This is a genomic window from Streptomyces araujoniae (genome assembly GCF_050871195.1).
GTDB classification, from domain to species: domain Bacteria; phylum Actinomycetota; class Actinomycetes; order Streptomycetales; family Streptomycetaceae; genus Streptomyces; species Streptomyces bacillaris.
Window position 1 is genome coordinate 4408857 of record NZ_CP194070.1, and the last position, 21963, is coordinate 4430819.

General features: G+C 70.9%; 24 protein-coding genes and 1 riboswitch. Of the genes, 15 read left to right on the plus strand and 9 right to left on the minus strand.

All coding sequences use genetic code 11. The annotated features are described in order from the left end of the window. Nucleotides 1–149 precede the first annotated feature (149 nt). A riboswitch (SAM riboswitch) is annotated at nt 150–277 on the plus strand. An 18-nt stretch (nt 278–295) separates the two neighbouring features. The 10 genes from thrC to ACQ9ZG_RS18920 all read left to right on the plus strand — a co-directional run bounded on the left by thrC (nt 296) and on the right by ACQ9ZG_RS18920 (nt 11032). After that, nucleotides 296–1591, plus strand: coding sequence for a threonine synthase (gene thrC / locus ACQ9ZG_RS18875; RefSeq protein ID WP_028419553.1), 1296 nt, complete (start codon nt 296–298; stop codon nt 1589–1591). Between the two features lie 53 nt (nt 1592–1644). Then, the gene (locus ACQ9ZG_RS18880; RefSeq protein ID WP_018489029.1) at nt 1645–1923 is read left to right on the plus strand and encodes a MoaD/ThiS family protein; all 279 of its coding nucleotides are present in this window, start codon (nt 1645–1647) and stop codon (nt 1921–1923) included. 409 nt (nt 1924–2332) lie between these two features. After that, on the plus strand, nt 2333–2539 hold the full coding sequence (locus ACQ9ZG_RS18885; RefSeq protein WP_003967346.1) for a cold-shock protein: 207 nt from the start codon (nt 2333–2335) through the stop codon (nt 2537–2539). Between the two features lie 424 nt (nt 2540–2963). Next, nucleotides 2964–4586, plus strand: a complete 1623-nt coding sequence (gene groL, locus ACQ9ZG_RS18890; RefSeq protein WP_003967345.1) for a chaperonin GroEL — start codon at nt 2964–2966, stop codon at nt 4584–4586. A 293-nt stretch (nt 4587–4879) separates the two neighbouring features. Then, nucleotides 4880–5464 (plus strand): hypothetical protein, encoded by a 585-nt coding sequence (locus tag ACQ9ZG_RS18895; RefSeq protein WP_499280907.1) that lies wholly within the window; start codon nt 4880–4882, stop codon nt 5462–5464. Between the two features lie 749 nt (nt 5465–6213). Then, nucleotides 6214–6348, plus strand: a complete 135-nt coding sequence (locus ACQ9ZG_RS18900) for a keywimysin-related RiPP (protein WP_018489031.1) — start codon at nt 6214–6216, stop codon at nt 6346–6348. 50 nt (nt 6349–6398) lie between these two features. After that, on the plus strand, nt 6399–8453 hold the full coding sequence (locus ACQ9ZG_RS18905; RefSeq protein ID WP_109915720.1) for an asparagine synthase-related protein: 2055 nt from the start codon (nt 6399–6401) through the stop codon (nt 8451–8453). Beyond that, on the plus strand, nt 8450–8701 hold the full coding sequence (locus ACQ9ZG_RS18910) for a lasso peptide biosynthesis PqqD family chaperone (RefSeq protein WP_084993331.1): 252 nt from the start codon (nt 8450–8452) through the stop codon (nt 8699–8701). Before ACQ9ZG_RS18905 ends, ACQ9ZG_RS18910 begins: the two co-directional genes overlap by 4 nt. Next, nucleotides 8698–9174, plus strand: a complete 477-nt coding sequence (locus ACQ9ZG_RS18915; RefSeq protein WP_109915721.1) for a lasso peptide biosynthesis B2 protein — start codon at nt 8698–8700, stop codon at nt 9172–9174. Before ACQ9ZG_RS18910 ends, ACQ9ZG_RS18915 begins: the two co-directional genes overlap by 4 nt. A gap of 88 nt (nt 9175–9262) precedes the next feature. After that, complete coding sequence (locus ACQ9ZG_RS18920) at nt 9263–11032, plus strand: ABC transporter ATP-binding protein (RefSeq protein WP_109915722.1); 1770 nt, start codon at nt 9263–9265, stop codon at nt 11030–11032. 4 nt (nt 11033–11036) lie between these two features. Here ACQ9ZG_RS18920 and ACQ9ZG_RS18925 read toward each other — a convergent pair whose 3' ends face one another. Continuing rightward, the gene (locus tag ACQ9ZG_RS18925) at nt 11037–11624 is read right to left on the minus strand and encodes a Uma2 family endonuclease (protein ID WP_109915723.1); all 588 of its coding nucleotides are present in this window, start codon (nt 11622–11624) and stop codon (nt 11037–11039) included. A 56-nt stretch (nt 11625–11680) separates the two neighbouring features. Then, nucleotides 11681–12523 carry a hypothetical protein gene (locus ACQ9ZG_RS18930; protein ID WP_499281616.1) on the minus strand — a complete coding sequence of 281 codons (843 nt, stop codon included), beginning with the start codon at nt 12521–12523 and terminating at the stop codon, nt 11681–11683. A 510-nt stretch (nt 12524–13033) separates the two neighbouring features. Between ACQ9ZG_RS18930 and ACQ9ZG_RS18935 the strand changes: the two genes are divergently transcribed. From ACQ9ZG_RS18935 to ACQ9ZG_RS18945, 3 genes are all read left to right on the plus strand, one after another. Further along, on the plus strand, nt 13034–13534 hold the full coding sequence (locus ACQ9ZG_RS18935) for a SigE family RNA polymerase sigma factor (RefSeq protein ID WP_018489040.1): 501 nt from the start codon (nt 13034–13036) through the stop codon (nt 13532–13534). Then, a complete protein-coding gene (locus ACQ9ZG_RS18940) occupies nt 13527–14069 on the plus strand; it encodes a hypothetical protein (RefSeq protein WP_499280910.1) in 543 nt (180 codons plus the stop codon). The genes ACQ9ZG_RS18935 and ACQ9ZG_RS18940 overlap by 8 nt, the downstream gene beginning before the upstream one ends. A 146-nt stretch (nt 14070–14215) precedes the next feature. Then, complete coding sequence (locus tag ACQ9ZG_RS18945) at nt 14216–15514, plus strand: mannosyltransferase family protein (RefSeq protein ID WP_375138299.1); 1299 nt, start codon at nt 14216–14218, stop codon at nt 15512–15514. 94 nt (nt 15515–15608) lie between these two features. On the opposite strand, the gene ACQ9ZG_RS18950 is transcribed toward ACQ9ZG_RS18945, so the two are convergent. The 4 genes from ACQ9ZG_RS18950 to ACQ9ZG_RS18965 form a co-directional block, all read right to left on the minus strand. Next, entirely contained in the window at nt 15609–15806 is a 198-nt protein-coding gene (locus ACQ9ZG_RS18950; RefSeq protein WP_109915166.1) for a DUF397 domain-containing protein, read from the minus strand. A gap of 97 nt (nt 15807–15903) precedes the next feature. Next, nucleotides 15904–16101 carry a DUF397 domain-containing protein gene (locus ACQ9ZG_RS18955; protein WP_109915165.1) on the minus strand — a complete coding sequence of 66 codons (198 nt, stop codon included), beginning with the start codon at nt 16099–16101 and terminating at the stop codon, nt 15904–15906. A 125-nt stretch (nt 16102–16226) separates the two neighbouring features. Continuing rightward, complete coding sequence (locus ACQ9ZG_RS18960; protein ID WP_109915164.1) at nt 16227–16424, minus strand: DUF397 domain-containing protein; 198 nt, start codon at nt 16422–16424, stop codon at nt 16227–16229. Then, entirely contained in the window at nt 16400–17248 is an 849-nt protein-coding gene (locus ACQ9ZG_RS18965) for a helix-turn-helix domain-containing protein (RefSeq protein ID WP_258312128.1), read from the minus strand. The genes ACQ9ZG_RS18960 and ACQ9ZG_RS18965 overlap by 25 nt, the downstream gene beginning before the upstream one ends. A gap of 115 nt (nt 17249–17363) precedes the next feature. Between ACQ9ZG_RS18965 and ACQ9ZG_RS18970 the strand changes: the two genes are divergently transcribed. Together ACQ9ZG_RS18970 and ACQ9ZG_RS18975 are read left to right on the plus strand one after the other, a co-directional pair. Then, on the plus strand, nt 17364–17633 hold the full coding sequence (locus tag ACQ9ZG_RS18970) for a hypothetical protein (RefSeq protein ID WP_109915163.1): 270 nt from the start codon (nt 17364–17366) through the stop codon (nt 17631–17633). Nucleotides 17634–17703: 70 nt separating this feature from the next. Then, nucleotides 17704–18192, plus strand: a complete 489-nt coding sequence (locus ACQ9ZG_RS18975; RefSeq protein WP_109915162.1) for an ATP-binding protein — start codon at nt 17704–17706, stop codon at nt 18190–18192. A 1080-nt stretch (nt 18193–19272) separates the two neighbouring features. Here ACQ9ZG_RS18975 and ACQ9ZG_RS18980 read toward each other — a convergent pair. From ACQ9ZG_RS18980 to ACQ9ZG_RS18990, 3 genes are read right to left on the minus strand one after another with little or no spacing between them, the layout of a single operon-like run. After that, nucleotides 19273–19713: a hypothetical protein gene (locus ACQ9ZG_RS18980; protein WP_258312127.1), complete on the minus strand. Its 441-nt coding sequence runs from the start codon at nt 19711–19713 to the stop codon at nt 19273–19275. Nucleotides 19714–19760: 47 nt separating this feature from the next. Then, nucleotides 19761–20903, minus strand: a complete 1143-nt coding sequence (locus ACQ9ZG_RS18985; protein ID WP_109915160.1) for a hypothetical protein — start codon at nt 20901–20903, stop codon at nt 19761–19763. Continuing rightward, complete coding sequence (locus tag ACQ9ZG_RS18990) at nt 20903–21334, minus strand: hypothetical protein (protein ID WP_109915159.1); 432 nt, start codon at nt 21332–21334, stop codon at nt 20903–20905. Before ACQ9ZG_RS18990 ends, ACQ9ZG_RS18985 begins: the two co-directional genes overlap by 1 nt. Nucleotides 21335–21963: the final 629 nt, after the last annotated feature.

Genomic DNA, 21963 nt, shown 5'->3' on the forward strand with positions numbered 1-21963 from the left:
TGAACTCCCTGTGTGTGATCCATCTCGCCGTTCGGACGACTATCTCAACCGTCCCGTCCTTCGGTTACAGTCTTGAACAACGCGGACGACCGTCGCATGTCGGGGTCCGTCGTCACACAAACGCCCGGATCGAAGATCCGGTGCCACAGAGCTCATCCAGAGGGACTGAGGGAACGGCCCGTTGAAGTCCCGGCAACCCTCCTGCCGACCGCGAGGTCACGGTGGGGAAGGTGCCAATTCCGTCTTGCGGCGAAATGCGCTGCGAGGAAGATGAGGAGAAAGGGCCTCCGCCATCATGGCTGTTCAGACCATCGCAGGTAATGCCACCACCGCTTCCGTGGACCTCGGTCCCGCCGTGGCGCTTTCCTGCCGCGAGTGCGGCGAGCGTTTCGACCTCGGCCCCCTTTTCGCCTGTGCGTCCTGTTTCGGGCCACTGGAAGTGGCGTACGACCTGCCGGCCGGTGACCCGGAGGCCCTGCGCAAGCGCATCGAGGCCGGTCCCGACAACATCTGGCGCTACGCCCCGCTGCTGCCGGTCCCCGCCGACGTGGCCGGCAAGCCCAACCTGAACCCCGGCTTCACCAAGCTGGTCAAGGCCGACAACCTCGCCCGCGAGCTGGGCGTCACCGGCGGTCTGTACGTCAAGGACGACTCCGGCAACCCGACGCACTCCTTCAAGGACCGCGTCGTCGCGATCGCCGTCGAGGCCGCCCGCGCCTTCGGTTTCACCACCCTCTCCTGCTCCTCCACGGGCAACCTGGCCGGTGCCGTCGGCGCCGCCGCCGCCCGCGCCGGACTGCGCTCCTGCGTCTTCATCCCGCACGACCTGGAGCAGGGCAAGGTCGTCATGGCCGCGGTGTACGGCGGTGAGCTGGTCGGCATCGAGGGCAACTACGACGACGTGAACCGCTTCTGCTCCGAGCTGATCGGGGACCCGCTCGGCGAGGGCTGGGGCTTCGTCAACGTCAACCTGCGGCCCTACTACGGCGAGGGGTCCAAGACCCTGGCGTACGAGATCTGCGAGCAGCTCGGCTGGCGGCTGCCCGACCAGATCGTCATCCCGATCGCGTCCGGCTCCCAGCTGACGAAGATCGACAAGGGGTTCCAGGAGCTGATCAGGCTCGGCCTGGTCGAGGACCGGCCGTACAAGATCTTCGGCGCCCAGGCCGAGGGCTGCTCCCCGGTCTCCGCCGCCTTCAAGGCCGGGCACGACGTGGTCCGCCCCCAGAAGCCGAACACCATCGCCAAGTCCCTGGCCATCGGCAACCCGGCGGACGGCCCGTACGTCCTGGACATCGCCCGCCGCACGGGCGGCGCGGTGGAGGACGTGAACGACGAGCAGGTCGTCGACGCGATCAAGCTGCTGGCGCGCACCGAGGGCATCTTCGGCGAGACGGCGGGCGGTGTCACGGTCGGCGTGACGAAGAAGCTGATCGAGGCCGGGGTGATCGACCCGGCGCTCACCACCGTCGTCCTGAACACCGGTGACGGGCTCAAGACGCTCGACGCGGTCTCCGCGACCTCGCAGGCGACGGCCACCATCAAGCCGAGCCTGGACGCGTTCCGCGCCGCGGGCCTCGCCTCCGCCTGATCATCCCGATCGCCCCGATCGGCCCGACCGCAGCAGTCAGAAAGGCGTCCGTCATGAGCGTCAAGGTCCGCATCCCCACCATCCTCCGCACCTACACGGGCGGCCAGGCCGAGGTCCCGGCCGAGGGCGCCACGCTCGCCGAGGTCATCGAGTCCCTGGAGAAGGACCACCCCGGCATCGCCGCCCGCGTCCTGGACGACCAGGGCAAGCTGCGCCGCTTCGTGAACGTGTACGTCAACGACGACGACGTGCGCTTCGAGGGCGGCCTGGACGCGGCCACGCCCGACGGCGCCGGTATCTCGATCATCCCTGCCGTGGCCGGCGGCTGCTGAACCCGAACGAACACCATTGCCCCCTCCGCCCCTCGGGGAGGAGGGGGCAATTCTGCATGGTTGAGCACGGTACAGTTGGGGAAGCCCCCTTCGCTGCACGCGCCGCCCGCATATGAGAATGCGCCCGGACCCGATAAGAAGCAGCCAAAGTGCGTGAACCCCTTGAGGCATAAGTCACCTTTGCCTGGCCCGACTTGCCCGTAAATCTCAGCAATCCCGCATATTCGGGCGTTCGGCCGTGCCCGGAATTCTCGTCCGATTGACCTGTTGCAGAGGGCAGTTGGGCGGATACATTCGGCCGCGGTCGACGCGCTGCGGCGCTGCCCACCCTCTCCTGTCGGAGGGTGAGTTCCGACCCGGGGCCGCGAAGTGCGGTCCCGTGCAAGGGCCAGTTATAGGGGAGTTAGGCATGGCTCAGGGCACCGTCAAGTGGTTCAACGCGGAGAAGGGGTACGGCTTCATCGCGGTCGACGGTGGTGCGGATGTTTTCGTCCACTACAGCGCGATCCAGATGGACGGGTACCGCACCCTCGAAGAGGGTCAGCGAGTTGAATTCGAGATCTCGCAGGGCCAGAAGGGGCCCCAGGCAGACATGGTCAAGCTCGCCGTCGGCTGAGCCCGACACGGCCGTCCGCCGTCACTACTCACGCACGTAGGGCCCGACCCCGGCATCCGGGGATCGGGCCCTACGCGCGTGCCGGGACCGATCCGCGGGCGCGCCCGGACCGGACCCTGGGGATGCCCGGACCGGACCCCGGGGACGCCCGGACCGGCCTGCGAGGACGCCCGGACCGGTCCCGGATCGGGCGGGGACCGACCCGGGACCGCATGGCGGGCTCTCGTCCAAGGCGCTTGCACTCTCGGGGGTCGAGTGCTAATCATTGGCATTAGCACTCTCCAGGTGAGAGTGACAGAACTTGGACCGGGCCGGTGAGGCCCGCAGGCGTGTTGGGGCAAGGAACCACCACGCACGCAGGCCGTCCGTCGCGGGCGCCTCTCGGTCCGGAGCAATCCACCCCTGTCCGGGAGGACCACTTCACATGGCCAAGATCATCGCGTTCGACGAGGAGGCACGGCGCGGTCTCGAGCGCGGGATGAACCAGCTCGCCGACGCCGTCAAGGTCACCCTCGGCCCCAAGGGCCGTAACGTCGTCCTCGAGAAGAAGTGGGGCGCGCCCACGATCACCAACGATGGTGTATCCATCGCCAAGGAGATCGAGCTCGAGGACCCGTACGAGAAGATCGGTGCGGAGCTGGTCAAGGAGGTCGCCAAGAAGACGGACGACGTCGCCGGCGACGGTACGACCACCGCCACCGTCCTCGCCCAGGCTCTCGTCCGCGAGGGTCTGCGCAACGTCGCCGCGGGCGCCAACCCGATGGCCCTCAAGCGCGGTATCGAGAAGGCCGTCGAGGCCGTCTCCGCCGCTCTGCTGGAGCAGGCCAAGGACGTGGAGACCAAGGAGCAGATCGCTTCGACCGCCTCCATCTCCGCCGCCGACACCGAGATCGGCGCGAAGATCGCCGAGGCGATGGACAAGGTCGGCAAGGAAGGCGTCATCACCGTCGAGGAGTCCCAGACCTTCGGTCTGGAGCTGGAGCTCACCGAGGGTATGCGCTTCGACAAGGGCTACATCTCGGCCTACTTCGCGACCGACATGGAGCGTATGGAGGCGTCGCTCGACGACCCGTACATCCTGATCGTCAACTCGAAGATCGGCAGCGTCAAGGACCTCATCCCGCTGCTGGAGAAGGTCATGCAGTCGGGCAAGCCGCTGCTGATCATCGCCGAGGACGTCGAGGGCGAGGCGCTCTCCACCCTGGTCGTCAACAAGATCAAGGGCACGTTCAAGTCCGTCGCCGTCAAGGCCCCGGGCTTCGGCGACCGCCGCAAGGCCATGCTCGCGGACATCGCCATCCTCACCGGCGGCACCGTGATCTCCGAGGAGGTCGGCCTCAAGCTGGAGAACGCCGGTCTCGACCTGCTCGGCCGCGCCCGCAAGGTCGTCATCACCAAGGACGAGACGACCATCGTCGACGGTGCCGGTGACAGCGACCAGGTCCAGGGCCGCGTCAACCAGATCCGCGCCGAGATCGAGAACTCCGACTCGGACTACGACCGCGAGAAGCTCCAGGAGCGCCTCGCGAAGCTGGCCGGCGGCGTGGCCGTCATCAAGGCCGGCGCCGCCACCGAGGTGGAGCTCAAGGAGCGCAAGCACCGCATCGAGGACGCGGTGCGCAACGCCAAGGCCGCCGTCGAGGAGGGCATCGTCGCCGGTGGTGGCGTGGCCCTGCTCCAGGCCTCGGCCGTCTTCGAGAAGCTCGACCTCACGGGCGACGAGGCGACCGGCGCCAACGCCGTGAAGCTCGCGCTGGAGGCCCCGCTCAAGCAGATCGCCGTCAACGGTGGTCTCGAGGGTGGCGTCGTCGTGGAGAAGGTCCGCAACCTGCCGATCGGTCACGGCCTCAACGCCGCGACGGGTGAGTACGTCGACATGATCGCCGAGGGCATTCTCGACCCGGCGAAGGTCACGCGCTCCGCCCTGCAGAACGCCGCCTCCATCGCCGCGCTCTTCCTCACCACCGAGGCCGTCATCGCCGACAAGCCCGAGAAGGCCGGCGCGGCCGCCCCGGGTGGCATGCCGGGCGGTGACATGGACTTCTGATCGGTTCCGGTCCGCCGGTCGATCGAGGTTCCGCGTACGACGGGTGCGTCAGGTGCGCCGAGTACGCAGGTACGTCCCACAGGGGCGGCATCTCCCAGCCGGGAGGCGCCGCCCCTGTGGCGTGTCCGTGGCCGCGGGGGGAGTGCGGAGCCGGGCCGTACGGGAACCGCCGGCGCGTGGGAACGGTCCAACGGTTCATACGGGCAGCGGTTCACGCGGGCGACGGTGGATACGCGGGAACGGCTGACGCGCGCGGGGGACGCGTGCGGCACGGGAACGGGGGCGGGGCGGTCATGACGGCCATGGGGAACACCGGGTCGGGCAACACCAGGCCGGGGAACACCGGTGGCTGGCCGGGGCGCGGGGAGCGCGGGCGGTGGAGCGGGCGGCGGCTCAAGGGCGCCGCGCTGCTCCTCGCGGGGGCGCTCCTGTGCGCGGTGGGCGGCCTCATCGTGGTCACCGGCACGGGCCTCTCGAAGCTGTTCGGCATGCGGGTGGAGACCTTCGGCCGGATCGCGTGCCACGACACGCGCGCCGAGAAGGGGCAGACCGTCTGGCACTGCTTCGGGGAGACCGGGGCCCAGCAGCGCGCCAACGAGGCGGAGCGCGAGAGGGTCGCCCGGGAGTCCCTGCGCGTCCACGTCGACGGGATGCCCGCGTCGGCGCGGATCGAGCGGACCCGGATCACCTTCGCGGACCACGACGGCCGCGACGACCCCGAGACGATCACCGCGACCCAGGTCTTCGACGGCGGCCGGTGGTACGCGCACTCGGGCCAGCTCGTCGTCTACGGGATGATCCCCCTCCTCGCGGGCGTCGGAGCGGCGGCGTGGGGCGTCTACCGGGTACGCGAGGCGGCGGGCGCGCGGGGCCGCTGAGGGCCGCTGCGAACGTCTTGGCGGACGCCCCGGCGGACTCAGGCCCCCCTCATGGGGCGCCCAAGGCGCGCTCGGGATGGGCCCGAGGGCGGGCCCGGGGCCGCCCGATCACAGCGCACTCGCGGCGTGTTCGCGGGGGCGCGGGCGGGCGGCCACAGGGTGCAGGCGGAGCTCGGGCGGGGCTCGGGCGGGTGCGGACGGGCTCGGAGGGGGCCTCGGCGTGCCCGAGCGGTCCCGGACGGAACCGAACGAGCGGTCGGGAGTGGCCGAATGGCTACTTGCCGTGCCTGGCACCGTACGGCAACACACGTTCGAGCGGTTTCGTCGATGCCGGTGGCGCGCCGACCGTGCGTGAGGTAGGGCCGGTGCGGGCGTTGCCGGGCCCCCGCCTCGCTGGTTCCTCCGTCCGGCCGCGCCCCGCGCGATCTCTTGGCTGCTCACTGCCGGGGTCGGCTCGCCGCCCGTAGTTATTGGTCCAGTCCATTGCATCGGACCGGCCCGCCGCTGTGCGACTGCACATGCCGACCGGTCGGTGCCTCGGCGGTGGTACGGGCCGTCGCGGCCGCGCTCTCTCCGCTCGCACTATCCGGCCAACTTCGCGCGGTAAGTCGGAATCACGCGTACCGGTCCGGCGGCGGGACATGATGGCCCTGGTGATCACCTGGTGAACACCAGGCCCACCAATAACTCCAGTTATGCGACCACCTGTTGGGCATAACGGTCGTCAACCGCACAGAAGGGAAGGTGTCATGAAGCAGCAGCAGGAGAAGGCCAAGAAGGCCTACATGAAGCCGTCGCTGTTCAAGCAGGGCGACTTTTCGAAGAAGACCGCCGGTTACTTCTACGGCTCGTACAAGGAGTACTGGGTCCGGCGCATCATCTGAACCGCCGACCGGTTCCCTGTGCACGGTGTGAGAACTTCCGAAAGGTGAAGATGCCCGGCCTGCTGCGTGACTACTTCGTCGTCCTGCCGGACAGCGTGGCGGGCCACACGGTGGCCGGGCAGCTTCCCGCACCGGGGACGACCGGGGCGGCGTCGGACCCGTCCAGGACCGGGCCCGCGTTCGCCCCGACGGCGATCGGCGGCACCGCCAGCACCGCGACCGGCCCCGGGATCGAGGCCGGGACCGGCACCAGCACCAGCACCGCGACCGGGACCAGTACCGCGACCGGGACCGGAGACGTCGTGACCGTCCCGCACCCCTCCGGCCGCCCTTGGGTCCTCGCGCGCCCCCTGTTCCGCAAGGTCAGCCACCTCCGCCGAGGCCGTGACGCCCTGGTGCTCATCGGCCCCGGCCGCGTCCCCGAGGCCGTGCTCGCCGACCTCCTGGAGGGCGCCCGCGACCGGGCCGGGCTGGAGCGGCGCCTCGCCCGGCTCCCCGGCCTCCACCACGTCATCGCCCGGATCTCCGGCGAGACCTGGATCCGGGGCACCGCCTCCGGGCTGCGCCGGATCTACCACGCCCGGCACCCGCAGGCCGGGACCATCGCCTCGGACCGCCCGGCCGTCCTGGCCCACCTGACCGGCGCCCCCCTGGACGACGGCGCGCTGGCCCTGCGCCTGCTCGACTTCCTGCCGCACCCCCTGAGCCGGCGCGCCCTGTGGCGGGGCGTGCACGAGACCGGGGCCGGGTACGGACTGGCCCTGCCCGTCGCAGCACCGGGCACGGCCGCCGCCCCCGGCCCTCACGAGTACCGCTGGTGGGAGCCCCCGCCGCCGGAACTCCCCCTGGCGGAGGGCGCCCGCAGGGTCGGGGAGGCCATCGCCGCCTCCGTACGGGCCCATGTCGGCGGCCTGGACCGGATCAGCTGCGAACTGTCGGGCGGCCTGGACTCCACGACCCTCACCTTCGCCGCCCGCGCGACCGCCCCGGCGGAGCTGTCACTGCTCACCGTGGCGGCCCGGGACCGCTACAGCGAGGACGAGACGTGGGCGCGGCGGGCGGTGGAAGCGGCACATGGCGGGCCCACGGACACCCCCGCCCCGGCCCACCACATCATCCCGGCCGACCAAGCCCCGTACTTCTACGCGGACTTGACCGCCACCTCGGCCGAGCTGAACGACGAACCGCTCCCCGTCGCCCCCGGCCGCGCCCGCGCGCACCTGCTCCTGAGCCGCGCCCGCGCCACCGGATCGCGCTACCACCTCACCGGCTACGGCGGCGACGAACTCTTCCTCGGCCTGCCCCACGCCTACCAGGACCTCTTCCACGGCAACCCCCTCACCGCCTGGAACCACCTCAGCGGCCTGCGCCACCAGCTCGGCTGGCCCCTCCTTCCCACCCTCAAGGCCCTGCTGAACCGCTCCACGTTCCCCCGCTGGCTGGCGGGCGCGGTCACCACCGAACCGCAGCCGGTCACCCGGACCCCGCTGCTCTCCTGGGGCGTACGGCAGTCCCTGCGCCCCTGGTTCACGGACCACGCGCGCACCCTGATCACCGAGGAGTTCCGGACCGCCGCCGAGCGGGCCGAGCCGATCGACCCGTGGCGGGGGCGGCACGTGGACATCGACGCGGTACGGATGGGGGCGCGGCACTTCCAGGCGATGGAGGACATCGGCATGACGATCGGGCTGCCGGTCGCGGCCCCCTTCTACGACGACCGGGTCCTGGAGGCCACCCTCGCGGTACGCCTCCCGGAGCGGATCAGCCCCTGGCGCTACAAGCCGCTGCTCGTCGAGGCGATGCGCGGGGTCGTGCCGGACGCGCTGCTGGCCCGTACGACGAAGGACCACATGTCCTCCGACGAGCACCAGGGACTACGCGAACACGCCCCGGAATTGGCGGACTTGTGGACCGGCTCCCGCCTCGCCGACCACGGGCTGGTGGACGCCCGCCACCTGCTCCGGCTGGCGGCCGAACCCTTCTCGCCGGTCCTGGTCGAGCACTCCATCAGCTCCACCGTGGCCGGGGAGACCTGGCTCCGCACGGCGGAAAACGCCTGGCCGACCCACCAGTTGACCCCCACCACCAGCGAGGCAGTGCAGTGAAGCTCAGAAAAGGCATCGCCGTCACGACGACCGAGTACGGCGGAGTCCTGCTCGACGAGAAGGACGGCAGTTACTGGCAGTTGAACGACACCAGCGTCATCGTGGTCGAGGCTCTCGCCGCCGGGCAGACCCCCGAGGCGGCCGTCGACCGGATCGTCGCGGAGTTCGACGTCGAGCGGGCCGAGGCGGAAGCGGACGTGGCCGAGCTGACCCGCCAGCTCGTCGAGGCGAAGATCCTGCGCCCATGACCACCGAGATGACCATGCCCCGCCGGGGCGCGGGCCCGGGAGGCGTGCGGCTGCGGGCCGCCATCGCCGCCGCGTTCGTCCTCGCCCGCTTCAAACCGGGCCGCCTGCGACGGGTGTTGACCCGGTGCAGCAGGGGCGCCCGCCCGGCGACGTACGACGAGACGCTGGAGATGTACGAAGCCGTCACCGCCACCAGCCGCCGCTGCGCGGGCCGTTACGGCTGTCTGCCGCGCTCGGTGGCCATCGCGCTGGCGTGCCGCATGTCGGGGGCGTGGCCCGACTGGTGCGCCGGGGTCCGGACGGCACCGCCGTTCTCCCCGCATGCTTGGGTGGAGGCGGGGGGCCGCACGGTCGGCGAGCAGGCGGAGGCGGCCGATCTGCGTCCTCTGATGGTGGTGACGGTACGCGAGGGGGTTCCGGGTGAGCGCGGTGGCGGGGACGACGACGGGGGCGGGGGCGGACAGGAGCCCTGAGGGGCGGCCGGAAGGGCCTGGGGGGCTGCGAGGGCCTGGGGCGCCTGAGGAACCGGGAGGGCCTGAGGGGAGTGCACCACCTTCCGAAGTGAGCGCCACCGGCACGTCCGGCCCCTCCCCCCTCCGTCTGCTCCTTGCCCGGGTCCGCCCGCACCGGGGCATCCTGGTCCGGGCGGGCCTGCTCTCGCTCGCCGGGTCGGCGGCCGGGCTGGCGATGCCGCTGATGGCGAAGTACGCGGTCGACGCGTTCGCCGCCGACCGCTCGCCCGTGGCCCCGCTCATCGCCCTCACCGCGCTCGTCCTCGCGGGCGCGTGCCTCTCCGCGTACGGGCGTTACCTCATGGCCCGTACGGGAGAAGGCGTCGTCCTCCGTGCACGGGACCAACTGGTCGGCCGCATCATGCGGTTGAAGGTCCCAGCGGTCGACCGTCTCACCCCCGGCGACCTCCAGTCCCGGGTGACCAGCGACACGACCCTCCTCCGGACGGTCCTCTCCAGCGGTCTGGTCGAGTCGTTCAACAGCGTGCTGATGCTGCTGGGGACGGTCGCGTTCATGGCGTACATGGACCTCACGCTGCTGGGCGTGACGCTGGTGGTGATCGTCGGTATCGGAGCCGTGACCGCCCTGCTCATGCCGCGCATTCAGCGCGCGCAGCTCCGGGCGCAGGAGTCCGTGGGGGCGATGGGCGCGGCCCTGGACCGGGTGCTCCAGGCGTTCCGTACGGTGAAGGCGAGCGGCGCGGAGGAGCGGGAGACGGCGGCGGTCGCGCGGGCGGCCCGGCACGCGCACGACCGGGGTGTGTCGGTGGCGAAGTGGTCGTCGGTCTCCGACGTCACGATGATGATGTCGATCCAGCTCGCCTTCCTGGCCGTGCTGGGCGTGGGCGGGGCGCGGGTGGCGTCGGGCTCCCTGGAGATCTCCTCGCTGATCGCGTTCCTGCTCTACCTCTTCTACCTGATGGGCCCGATCGGCGGTCTGGTGGAGGGGTGGACGGGGTTGCAGAGCGGCCTCGCCGCCGTACGGAGGATCGACGAGGTGGAGTCGCTGCCGGGCGAACCGGCGGAGGGCTTCGGCGGATCGAAGGAGGGCGGCGGCCCGCTGCGGGTCACCTTCCAGGACGTCACCTTCGGGTACGGGGACGAGCGCGCCCCGGCCCACAAGGGCGTCACGTTCGAGGTCCCGGCCGGCGGGATGGTGGCGCTGGTGGGCCCGTCGGGAGCGGGCAAGTCGACGGTGTTCAGCCTGCTGGAACGGTTCTACGACCACGACGCCGGGACCATCGCCCTGGACGGCCGGGACATCAGGGACTGGCCCCTCGCGGAGCTGCGCGCCTCGCTCGCGTACGTGGAACAGGACGCCCCGGTCCTGGCGGGCACCCTCCGGGAGAACCTGCTCTTCGCGGCCCCCGACGCCCCCGAGGAGCGGCTGACGGAGGCGGTCGCCCGCACCCGCCTGGACGCCCTGGTCGCCCGGCTGCCCGAGGGCCTGGACACGGCGGTCGGCCACCGGGGCGTCACCCTCTCCGGCGGCGAACGCCAGCGCATCGCCATCGCCCGCGCCCTGCTGCGCCGCCCGCGCCTGCTCCTCCTCGACGAGGTGACCTCGCAGCTCGACGCGGTCAACGAACAGGCACTGCGCGACGTCATCCTCGAACTGGCCGCACAGTCAACGGTGTTGGTCATCGCCCACCGCCTCTCCACCGTCCGCCACGCCGACCGCATCGTGGTCCTGGAGGACGGCCGCGTCCGCACGGCGGGCACGCACGAGGAGCTGATGGCCAAGGACGACCTCTACCGCGAACTGGCGACGACGCAGCTCGCGGCGGCTTCAGAAGGAGTGGAGGCGGGAGCGCGGTGAGAGGTCAGCGGGCGTAGTCCTTGAGCTCCTCGGTGTCCAGGGTGATGGAGACGGGGTGGGGAAGCGTCACCCGGTCCCCGTAGTCATACGAGTGCTGCTGCCGGTAGCGGCCTCGGTCGGGCTCGCTGTGGACGACGAGGGTGCCGGAGTCGCGGTCGATCAGGAGGTAGACCGGGATGCCCGCCGAGGCGTATCCGTGGGGCTTCTCCGTGCGGTCGCGGTGATCGGTGTCGTGGTCGTAGGAGGTCACTTCCACGGTCATCAGGACGCCGTCGGCGGGTGACCACTCGCCCTGTCCGGCGAAGTGCCGGCGAGGGGCCAGGGCGCCGTCGGGACGGGCCCGCCCCTGTCGGTACGCCTCGACCATCAGCCCCTGTTCCGGATGCAGGTCCAGGTCGGGCCGATGTTGCATGCACTGGCGGAGCAGCCACATGAAGATGGTTCCGTGGTCGCCGTCGGGCACGGGCTTGACCTCTAGCTTTCCGTTGATGAGCTCAAGCGTCACGGTCTCCGGGGCCGAGAGGGCGAGCTGCTCGAACTCCTCGACGGACAGCTCGGCCCGTGGTGCGTGATCGGCGGGGCTGGGGGTCATGGCGTCGCCTCCTCCCCTCCATCGTGCCCTGCCGAATCTGCGGATGAGCTGCACGGTCACCGGTGGGTCCTCTCGAATCGGTACGTCCGCTCCGAACGGGGGACCAGCCCCGCCCGGACCGCGTTCATCCGCTCCCGTACGCCGGGCGGCTGCACGGCCCCCGGCGGACCCGCCGGCGGCTCGGGGGACGGCCCCCGGCAGGCGCGGCACAGCCCGCCGAGGAGGGTTTCCGGGCTGCCGGGGACCCCGCACTCGCCGCACTCCAGGGTGCGCAGGACGGTCCGCGGCCCCGGCCCCGGCGGGACGCGCTCGGGCGGCAGCTTGTCGGCCAGGCGGCGTTCGACGAGGCGGGCGGCGCAGTGGACGGGGGACGGCAGGCCCGCGGTGAGGGCGTGCAGCAGCTCGGCCTCGGTCGCACCCCGGGCGAACCACTCGCTGACCCGCGGTTCCAGCCGTACGCAGTCGGCGGAGGAGAGGGAGAGCGTCGGGGCCGTACGCCCCAGGGCGGCCAACAGGATGAACGCGCGCGAGCGGGTGGGCCGTTGGGGCTGGTCGGGCGGGGCGTCGCCCCGGGTGAAGGCGTTCCACCAGGAGTCCTCGCGGGCGGTGCGCGAGAAGAACGTACGGGTCACCCAGAGCATCACGTCGTCGGCCACCACGCACTCGCTGCCGCGCCGTAAGTGCCCCGCGGCCTGGAGCCGGTTGAGGGTGGTGCTCAGGGCGCACTGCCCGTACGGGAGGTGCTTGGCGAGCGTCTTCACGGAGATGTCGGAGCCGTCGGGCAGCCGGTCGATGTAGGCGGCGACGGCGGCGTCGCGGGGGAGGAGGTGGGCGAAGTCGCGTTCGGTACGCGGTCGTTCGCCGGGGGCGGAGCGCTTGCCGTAGCCGGGTTTGGCCAGGGGGTGCGGGGGCGCGGTCTCATGCGAGGTGCTGTGGGCAGCACTAAGGTAGCTGTCAGCCATGGGGATCGTTGTTGGTCCGATCTTCGTTGGTCAGACCCCTGTTCGGTGTTCCAGCACCAGCGGGGGTCGTCTTTGTTCTGCTCTCGTTCTCCGCACGCTAAAGCCACGCGACGGCGCGTCGCAAGTCGGTCGCAAACGGTCAACTTCGGTCGCAGGGTGGGTGGGTGGGACAACTGACCCACCCACCCCATCACTGTTAAGAGCGCTCGGATCTCGCCGCTTGAGCTCCGGGAGGGGCGGGGTGGGCGCGGGGTGGTGCGGGGCGGGTGCGGGGCGGGCGTCGACGGGTTCGGTGGGAACTGATGTCCGATTTCATGGGACCCTCTCCGACCGGATCGGCCGTCCGGGGGTTGTGACGACCGTCACCGGCGAACTCCGCGGGCGCTGTAGACCGGATGCCCGGCGGCAGGCGTATACCCGGTGAAGCGAAAGATCCGGGAGCAACTTTTGACCGTCGAGGAGTTCGAAGAGTTCTACGCCCAGGCGGTCGCGCGTCTCACAGGCCAGCTGTACGTGATGACGGGGGACCTCCAGGAGGCGCAGGACGTCGTGCAGGAGGCCTTCGTCAAGGCGTGGGTCCGGCGCGGCCGGCTGGAGCGGGACGGGCAGCCCGAGGCGTGGATCCGTACGGTCGCGTGGCGCCTGGCGGTGAGCCGGTGGCGCTTCCGGCGGCGTTCGGCGGACGCCTGGGACCGGGGGAGCGGCGCGCCGGAGCACGTGGCGCCGCCGGACCCGGACCACGTGGTGCTCGTCGAGGCGCTCCGCGGACTGCCCGCCCAGCAGCGGCGGACGCTGACCCTGCACTACCTGTGCGACCTCACGGTCGAGCAGATCGCCGGGGAGACCGGCCTTTCCACCAGCACGATCAAGACGCATCTGGTCCGCGGCCGGGCGGCGCTCGCCCACCGGCTGCGGGACCCCCGCATGGAGGAGGCTCCTGATGTCTGAACCACGGGACCCGTCGGGCCCGGAGGAGCCCCGGGGAGCGCAGGATCCGCTGAGGACCCTGTTCCACCAGGCCGGGGAGTTCGGCCAGGGCCGCGCGGTCGCGGACCCGGCGGCCCACATCACCGAACGCGGCATGCGCGCCCAGCGGCGCCGGATGGCGGCGCTCGCGGTGGGGGTCTGCCTGGTGGTGGGCGGTGGCGGCGCGGTGGCGGTCGGCCTCCACCCGGTCACCCCGGCCCCCGCCCCTCCGGCGACGAGCCCGTCCCCCAGCTACCCGTCCCCCTCGCCCCCGCCGCCCGCCGGAACCGTGACGGAGCCGCCGACGCCGAGCACGACGATGCCGGGGGCGCAGGGGACGCAGGGGACGGGCCCGGGATCGCACCCCTCCGGTTCGTACACGCCTGGTTCGTCCGCGCCCGGTTCGTCCGCGCCGGGAGGCATGCCGACGGCGGAGGCGCCGACGGCTCCGTCGACGTCCACGGGGGCGCCCGGCTCGACGCCGACCTCGACGCTCGGGTCGACGTCGAGCCCGTGATCGCGGAGGGCGGCGCCAGGACGGCAGGCGACCCGCCCGCGTAAGCACCCTCCTTCCTTCCCTGCCTCCCCCCCCCGTGCCCTGGCGGCTCCACCGGGCGATCCGGGTGATCCCGCGCGCCCCGGGCGCGCCCGAAAGGTGCCCGAGTGCCTATTTCATCCCCTGGGTTGCGCCCGGCCGAGCCCCGGTTGGGCGCCACCTCCGCGCCCCGGGCGAACCGGCCGGTCAGGCCCGTACCGTACGCATCCGAGGTGCCCCGCCGAGACCGGTGGGCATCCTGGCTCACCCCGGCCGACCGCAGGGTGCTCCAGCTCTACCTGCTGACGCGTCTGTCCCTGTGGACCATGGCCCACGGCGCCCGGTGGCTGTTTCCCCGGGGCTCGGATGTGCGGGAGGCGGCGCCGCTGCTCGCCCCGTTCCAGCAGTGGGACGCGAACCACTACCTCCACATAGCGCGCGACGGCTACTTCCCGGCGGGCGCGGGCCCGTGGCTGGGCGACTGGGACAACAGGGAGGCGTTCTTCCCGGGCTACCCGCTCCTCCTGCGGGCGGTCCATGTCGTCATCCCGGACTGGACGGCGGCGGGCCTGCTGATCTCGCTGGTAGCCGGGGCGGTGGCCGTGCTGGCGCTCTCCCGAATAGCCCGCTCGTACGTCCCCGAGGACGGAGCCGGTCACCGTACGGTCCTGTTCTTCCTGCTCTCCCCGTGCGCGGTCTTCCTCGCGGCCGGCTACACGGAGGCCCTGTTCCTGGCCTTCGCGCTCCCGGCCTGGCTGGCGGCCCGGCGCCACCAGTGGGCGTGGGCCTGCGCGTTGACGGCTCTGGCGACGACGGTGCGGGTCAGCGGTCTGTTCCTGGCGGCGGCGGTAGCGGTGCTGTTCGTGGTCACGGCGCTCCAGGCGGGTACGGGGAAGCGGGCGGGGAAGGGGAGAGGGCGGCGGACGGCCTGGCGTGGGGTGGCCTGGCTGGCGCTGCCCGGGCTGCCGCCACTGGCGTACAGCTGGTATCTGCACGCGCACACGGGCGACTGGATGGCCTGGAAGCACGCGCAGGAGCGCGGCTGGTACCGGGAGTTCCACACCCCGTGGGAGGCGTGGGCGAACACCTGGAACGCGGCGTTCGACGGCGTGCACACGACGGGCTACGCGGCCATGTTCCAGGCCGAGTTGGCGGCGATGCTGATGGGCGTGGCCCTCGTCGCGCTGCTCGCACGGTATGGCCGATGGCCGGAGGCGGTGTACGTGGCGTTGAGCCTGTGGGCGCTGGGAACGTCGTACTGGTACACGTCGATCCCCCGGGCGACGCTGCTGTGGTGGCCGCTGTGGATCGGCCTGGCGGCCGTGAGCCTGCGCCGCCCCTGGTTCCGGACGGCGTACCTGTGCGTCTCGGCCCCGCTGGCGGCCCTGGTGGCCCTGGCGTTCTTCACGGGGAGGTGGGCGGGGTGACCCGTTGGGCGCCCACAGGCGCCGGAGCCCCGCTCGCGCGGGACCAGGGAACTCTCCTGTGCTCCGCAGGACTTGAGGCGTGTGCTGGCAGGGCTCAGCGCACGTCGTTGACGAACGCGACCCAGGCGGGGGCGCCGAAGACGAGGGCTGGTCCTTCCGGCTGCTTGGAGTCGCGGACGGGGATGACACCCGGGAAGTCGTCGGACACCTCGACGCAGTCGCCGCCGTCAGAGTTGCTGTACGAGGACTTCCGCCAGGTCGCGGAAGTCAGGTTGGCTCGGCGGGAAGGCATGCTCGGATCTCCTTGATCAGCTGTGGTGCAGTGACTGGACCGGGCGAACAGGGCATGAACCCCGCCGGGGCGGGGAGCCGCAGGACGCAGGCGGGGCTTAGCGCATGTCGTTGACGAACGCCGTCCACGCGGGGGCGCCGAAGATGACGGCTGGTCCTTCCGGCTGCTTGGAGTCGCGGACGGGGACGAGACCTGGAAGGCCGTCGACCACTTCGACGCAGTTACCGCCGTCGGAGTTGCTGTGCGAGGACGTGCGCCAGGTTGCGGAGGTCAGGTCGGCTCGGCGGTATTGCATGCTCGGATCTCCTTGATCAGCTGCGGGGCAGTGACTGGATTCGGGCGGGCAGCGCGTGGACCCCGCCGGGGCGGGGTCCACTGGGACTCAGGCATGGCCGGGGAGCCGCAGGGCGCCGGAAGGGCTCAGCGCACGTCGTTGACGAACACCGACCAGGCGGAGGCGGCGAAGATGACGGCCGGTCCTTCCGGCCGCTTCGAGTCGCGGACCGGGACGACGCCCGGGAAGTCGTCGGACACCTCGACGCACTGACCGCCGTCGGAGTTGCTGTACGAGGACTTCCGCCAGGTCGCGGAAGTCAGGTCGGCTCGGCGGAAAGGCATGATCGGATCTCCTTGACCAACTGCTGGATGAACTCGGTTGTCTGCTCCGGAGAGAGCGCCTTGTCTCGCTCCAGATCGTAGGACAACCGCAGCTCCTCGACGCGTCCTGAGTCCTCAACCAGTTCACCGGACTTGCTGCCCTCCAGGTAGGCCACGGCCTTGCCGTTGGCCAGCCACAGGACGGTCAGTGAACCACCCATCAGATCATGCAGACCTGCGGAGAAGGGCAGTAACTGAAGCGTCACGTTCGGCCGCTTCTGCCACTCCAGCAGGGCCTCCAACTGCTCAAGCCAGACGGCAGGTTGCGAGGCCGCTCGGTGGAACACCGCTTCGTCGAGTATCGCCCGGAAGTACGGAGCGTCCTCGCTTTCCAGGATGGACTGACGGCTCATACGCGCGTCGACATCCTCCTGCAGCGCCGCCGCGTCCCGGGGGCGCGCCTGCTCCAGAACCTCCGTCGCGTACGCCCTCGTCTGGAGCAGTCCCGGAATGGTGCTGCTCGCGTACTGATACTGAACCGTCGCCTCCCGCTCCAGCCTCATGAACCGCTGGTACCGGCTGCCGAAGGCATCGTCCCGGGCCAGCTCCCAGAGCTGTTGCAGTTGATCACCCGTGCCGTAGACCTTGTCGAGCGCCGCCATGACCTCCAGCGAGCCCAGGCGGGCCCCCGTCTCCAGCTTGTGCAGGTACGACCGGTCGTACGTCGTCTCGTCGTGCAACTCCTCCAGACTCAGCCCGGACCGGTCCCGCAGCCGCTTCAGCGTCTCGTGCAGCATCTTGCGGGCGGACGCCTCCCCGCTCGAATCGGACGCGCGTTTGGGCATTCCAACTCCCCTGTGTCCTGGGGGGATAGGGCTACAGAAACCCCCTTCCGAGCGTAGCCAGCAACGCCGATGCTCGTGACAGAAAGATCCGAAGTCCGCACGGAAGGTGAGAGCCATGAGCGCACTACCGAAGTACGACCCCCACTGCACCTGGCGGGCCGAGCGCATCCCTGATCGACCCGTCGCGCGCGTCATCGACGTACAGAGGCAGGAGACGTACTTCGACCTGCCGCTGGTGATCACCTTCGGTGGAAGTGCGCAGGGTCCGGCGTACCTCCGTCTGGAAGTGGACGAGGTGATCGACCTCGTGGACGAGCTGAACTTCGTGCTGGACGTACGGGTGAGGGAACCCGTGGCACAGCCGTTCACGCCGTCCGGCACCTGACACGAGTCACGTGCGGCCCGCGCGGCGACGCGGCGCGGGCCCGGGAAACCACCTCGGAGGACGCGACCCCATGACCACCACCGTGCCTGCTCGACAAGAGCAGCAGGTTCACGACGACGCCGGGAGAAGTGCGCCCATGATTCGGCGATGCCAAGTCAGCATCGTGCGGTCGACCCCCGCCGGACAGCCGATGGCGTCGGAAGACCGGCGCCGCCCCGGACAACTGCGGCGCATGAACGGTGCGCTCCTCACGCTGTGGGACTTGAGACCCTGCATCGACGTGGCCGCGCTCGTCCTCACGGAGCTGGTGACGAACGCCTTCCAGTACGGAGGCGGAGAGGACATCACCGTCACCTGGTGTGCCGACGTCACGCATCTGACGATGCGGGTGGAGGACAGCTCTCCCGTGCGTCCTGTGCTCCGGGCCGTGGACGAGACCTCGGAGGGCGGTCGTGGCCTGAGCATCGTGGAGGCGCTGGCCGACGCGTGGGGAGTCAGCGAGGACGGCCGTACCGTTCACTGCGCGCTCGCCCTCGCGGAGTATGCGGCGCGGGCGTGACCTCCGTAACGCTGCGGGACGGTAGCGGCGGAAGGCGGCGGCCGGGGCCTGTGCGGGGCGTACGACCACTGAGCGCCTGCACCGAGCGCCGGCTGCCGCCGCTAGATCCGGGGCTGCGCATCTTCTGCCGGCCGTCCTTCGCGGTGCTTCGGAGGGCGCACGCCCTGGGAAACGAGTACATGGATGGCTCCCCGAGAACTACCCCCGCAGATGCGGGGACCATGCCGCCGAGACGACTGCGGAGCCCGCGTACGCGGGGCCACTCCCGCAGGCGCGGGGACCATATCCCGGGCCCGCCGGGGTGTACCGCCGCCCAGGGACCACCCCCGCACGCGCGGGGACCATCCGTACGTCAACTGGGCAGACGACGACGATCAGGGGCCACCCCCGCAAGCGCGGGGACCATGGTAAGAGCGTGCTGACCAGTCAGTTCTTCCCGGGACCACCCCCGCAGGCGCTGGGACCATAGTTCCTGGCCTGCGGGTCTATGCGGCCGATTTACTGTTTTCCATCACTTTCCGAGAAACGGGCGTATCGACCTCAACTCGGTAGTGGCACGCGGTGCGAGTCCAGTCCCCATTGTTCCGGTCGTGGCCACGCTGTCCACCCCGCCGGACGAGCCTCCGGCTCCGGCCCCGCCACCGCAGCGGTGAGCTCGGCGTCCCACCGCCCGCAACTCAACCCCCTTCACCAGAGCCGCCACCCCACCCCCGCCTCAGCCCCTTGTCGGCGGCCTGCCACCTTGCTCCCAGGCGCGCTATGGGGAGCGAGTCGACGGGGTACAGCCGGGAATGGCGGAGGACTGCTCGTAGGGCGATGAGCCCAGGGCCCGCCTCCGGGCGTACGTGCAGCCCGGTGGCCAGTTCCTCCGCCGTGGGACGGTGGGCGGACCTGGGCGACGCGGCGGGCTGGGCGGGGAGCACATGCGGCGAGCATCGGTTCCGAAAGGGCCTCTGCCGCAACGGAACTGAGGCTCTCACCCGCGGCCTGTCTCCTCAGAAGTGCGCGGTTGTGCGAGGCTCGGTGCGTGCGACCACAGTCCCTGATCGGCGAGTCCGGACGGCCCGAGGCGGTTCGCTCCTACGGCTTCAACTCGTACACCCGGCACACATCCGGGTCACCCAATCGCGCGAACAGCATCGGCTTCCCACTCACATCTCCCTTGCCCACCGCCAGTTGATAGAGCGGCGGGCCGGGCTGCACTGCCTCGCGGTCCTCGAAGCCCAGGCGGATCAGGCCGTCCTCGCCCGGGGCGCTCGTCAGGGACCAGGTGCCCTGGCCGTCGAAGGTCTCGGCGTCCTTCCGGAGAATGCCCACACCGTTCTCGGCGGGCCAGTTCCGGGCTGTGAAGGTGACGGTGGTGCCGCCGATGTTCGTCAGGGTCAGGCGGGCCCCGTGCGGGCCCGTGTAGGTGCCGTACAGGTCGTTCTGGCTGACCTCGTCCAGTGGGGGCGGCCCACAGCGGGCCGTGTCCCCGGAACATCCGGTGGCGAGGAACAGTGTCGTGAGCGCTGTCGCCACGACCGGCCACGTGATCATGGGATGGCGGCCCGCCCGCCGGACGCGCCTCACTTGCCCTTCCCGGGGATGCGTTCGGTCCAGGTGACCGTCTGGCTGACCGCGCTCGTCAGCGGACCGTCGGCGATCTCGGCGTACTTCAACCAGTCGTAGTAGCCGATGAAGTGCAGGGCGGACTCGGAACTCGTCGTGTTGTTCAAGGTGTACTCGACCACCAGCGAACCGTCCGGATCCTGCCCCCGCACCACGTAGTCGACGTTGTACGAGCCCATGAAGGCCTCACCCAGGTGGTCGGGGTCGTTCGTGATGATGGCGGGCAGATCCTCGGTGAGCAGCTTCTTCGCGGCGCCCGCCTTGCCGGACGCGGAGATGGAGAAAGCTGCCTGGCCTTCCTTCTCCCCGGTCTGCTCCCACTGCTCGACCGTCTGCTTCCGGATGTCCTTCATGCTCTCCATGGACTGCATCAGGCCGGCCATCCGGTCGCCGTTCGTGAAGTCCTTGTGGCGGGGGCCGATACCGGTGACGTAGTCCAGCCCGAGCCCGTAGGGGCTGTCGTCCCTGCCCTTCGGATAGGGGTCCTTTCCTGCCAGGGCACGGTGGTAGGCGTTGTAATCGTCGACGCCGATCCGGTCGGTCGTGTCGATCGAGCTGTGCTGGGGCGCGCTGTTGAACCACGAGCCGAGACCGACGTCCGCCATGAGCGCCATGGACAGGTTCTGGTCGGCGGTGATGCCCCGGCGGACGATTCCGTTGATCTCGTCCTGGGCCAGCTCGGTGTGATGGGCGCTCTGGGTGCGCTGACCCATGGGGATCTGCTGCTCGGCGGTGATGTATCCGGAGACCGTGCCCGAGGCGTCCACCGCCAGCCCCTGGTCCCGCGCCCGCCGTACCGCGTCCGTGAGTTCGCGCCGGATGGCCTTGAGGTCGGCCACCGCGTCGTCGAGCACGCCGGACAATGCCTCGGCCACCTTGGTGGCGGCTGCCAGTTGGCGGGCGATGTCATCGATCAGCGACCAGGCGTGCGGGGCGGCCGCCCCCTCCCAATACCCCTTGTCGCGAAGCGGCTTGAGGACCTCGTCCATCAGTCGCTTCGGCAGCTTCTCCGTTCCGGTGTGGGCCTCCCGCCACTTGTCGGCGAGGCCGTCCAGGACCGACAGGTCGGTTTCGAGGAGTTCCCGGTAGAAGGCGGGCATCAGCCGTACGTCCTCAGGACGCTGAACTGCTGCTCCACGCCCTTCTCGGTCGAGGTGTACGTCCCGGACGAGGCACGCAGGCTCTCCGCGATCCGGGTCAGCCAGGTCTCGGCGGCCTTCGACTGGTTCTGCCAGTTCTTCAGCGAGGTCCGGAGGGCTGCCGCGCTCTCCCGTCCCGCCAGCTCCCTGGCCGCCTTCCCGGTCGGCTCGTCCACCGACCGGGCCGGGCCGTGAAAGGCGTCGAAGACCCGGTCGGCCGCCCCCGCCGCCTTGGTGAGGACGCCCTCCGCGATGACGAGCTGCGGCCCGAATCCCGGGGGCGGGGCCCCGAGCGGCGGTGGGTCCAACGGGCCGCTTGCGCCGGGTGGCAGGGGCGCGTAGGGCAGCGGGACGTTGCGGTTTCCGGTGCCTGATTCCTCTTCCTCGGCCATGTGCGCTGTTCTCCCCCGTCCGGCAGGACGCCCCCGTAGGCGAACCCTTCGCACAGGCTAACGGGGATATGGCGGGCCCTGCGGCCTCGGGGCTGCGGCGGGGCACCCGCGCACGTCCGACAGCGCAGGCCCTGCGGCTCCCGCCGACCCATGGTGCTTTCGGTTCCCGCCGATGGGCAGGAGCGGCGATTCGCAAGGCGGCCGACCGGATCATCCGGGAACTGCAGGCGGGCTGAGTACGTGGGCCGTCGCGACGCCCCTGCACGCCACACCCCACACTGCCCCTCCGGCCACTCCACTCTGCCCTCAGGCTCCTGGCGGCGTGATCGATCGCGGACCATTCCCTACGGGGAGATCAGGGACCGGATCATGAGGGCCCCGGAGACCACCGCCATGGTCGCCGGGCTGCGGGGGTCCGGGAGGAAGCACGTCTATCTGCACACCAGGGGTGGTGGACCCCGGAGCGATCGAGACCGCGAAGGCCAGCTGGGACGTCCTGGTCCGCGCCCTCGTCGCGGCCATTCACGCCCTGCAGGCACGTAACAACGGGTAGCCGACGGGGGGAGAGGGGAGGGGGCACGAGCCGAGGGTCCCTTCAGCCGGTTCCGGCCCGCGCCCCGGCCCGCGCC